Origin of the sequence: Streptomyces ochraceiscleroticus (genome assembly GCF_000720485.1) — a bacterium.
Taxonomy (GTDB): domain Bacteria; phylum Actinomycetota; class Actinomycetes; order Streptomycetales; family Streptomycetaceae; genus Streptomyces; species Streptomyces ochraceiscleroticus.
This window is the reverse complement of record NZ_JOAX01000063.1, coordinates 1-1222: the sequence shown is the minus strand read 5'-3', so window position 1 is coordinate 1222 and position 1222 is coordinate 1. Positions and strand designations below refer to the sequence as shown.

General features: G+C 71.1%; 2 protein-coding genes. Both read left to right on the top strand.

What is annotated here, in order from left to right; translation table 11 throughout:
• Window positions 1-657, top strand: a 657-nt coding sequence (locus IG84_RS0137105) for an aconitase family protein (protein ID WP_031067808.1), incomplete at its 5' end; no start/stop codon positions are given.
• A 5-nt stretch (window positions 658-662) separates the two neighbouring features.
• Window positions 663-1222: 3-isopropylmalate dehydratase small subunit (leuD, locus tag IG84_RS0137100; RefSeq protein ID WP_031067806.1), on the top strand; the 560-nt coding region annotated here is incomplete at its 3' end.

Sequence of the window (1222 nt, the reverse complement as noted above, 5' to 3'; positions counted from 1 at the left end):
GAGTACTGGAAGACGCTGCGCACCGATGCGGACGCGGTCTTCGACCACGAGGTGGTCATCAACGCCTCCGAGCTGGCCCCCTTCGTCACCTGGGGCACCAACCCCGGCCAGGGCGCCCCGCTGTCCGCCAGCGTCCCCGACCCCGCCTCCTACCAGGACGCCTCGGAGCGCTACGCCGCCGAAAAGGCCCTGGAATACATGGGGTTGACGGCCGGTCAGCCGCTGCGCGACATCAAGGTGGACACCGTCTTCGTCGGCTCGTGCACCAACGGCCGCATCGAGGACCTGCGCTCCGCCGCCGCCCTGCTGCAGGGCCGCACGGTCGCCGACGGCGTACGGATGCTCATCGTGCCCGGCTCGGTACGGGTGGCGCTGCAGGCCGTCGAGGAGGGCCTGGACAAGGTCTTCACCGCCGCCGGCGCCGAATGGCGGCACGCCGGCTGCTCGATGTGCCTGGGCATGAACCCCGACCAGCTCGCCCCCGGCGAGCGCTCCGCCTCCACCTCCAACCGCAACTTCGAGGGCCGGCAGGGCAAGGGCGGCCGCACCCACCTGGTCTCCCCCCAGGTCGCCGCCGCCACGGCCATTCTCGGCCACCTGGCCTCCCCCGCCGACCTGCCCGACACCGCCTCTGCGCCCGCGCCCGCTGGAGTCTGAAAACGATGGAAGCCTTCACCACCCACACCGGCCGGGCCGTCCCGCTGCGCCGCAGCAACGTGGACACCGACCAGATCATCCCCGCCCACTGGCTGAAGAAGGTCACCCGGGACGGCTTCGAGGACGGCCTCTTCGAGGCCTGGCGCAAGCAGCCCGACTTCGTGCTCAACCAGCCGGCCCACCAGGGCGCCACCGTCCTGGTCGCCGGCCCCGACTTCGGCACCGGCTCCTCCCGCGAGCACGCCGTGTGGGCCCTGCAGAACTACGGCTTCAAGGCCGTCATCTCCTCCCGCTTCGCCGACATCTTCCGCGGCAACTCCCTCAAGAACGGACTGCTGACGGTGGTCCTGCCGCAGGAGACCGTGGAGGCCCTGCAGCAGCTGGCCGAGGCCGACCCCACCGCCGAGGTCACCGTCGACCTGGTGGGCCGCGAGGTGCGCGCCCAGGGCATCCAGGCCGCATTCGAGCTGGACGAAAACGCCCGTTGGCGGCTGCTGGAGGGACTGGACGACATCAGCCTCACCCTCCGGGAGGAAGACTCCATCGCCGCATACGAGGCGAACAG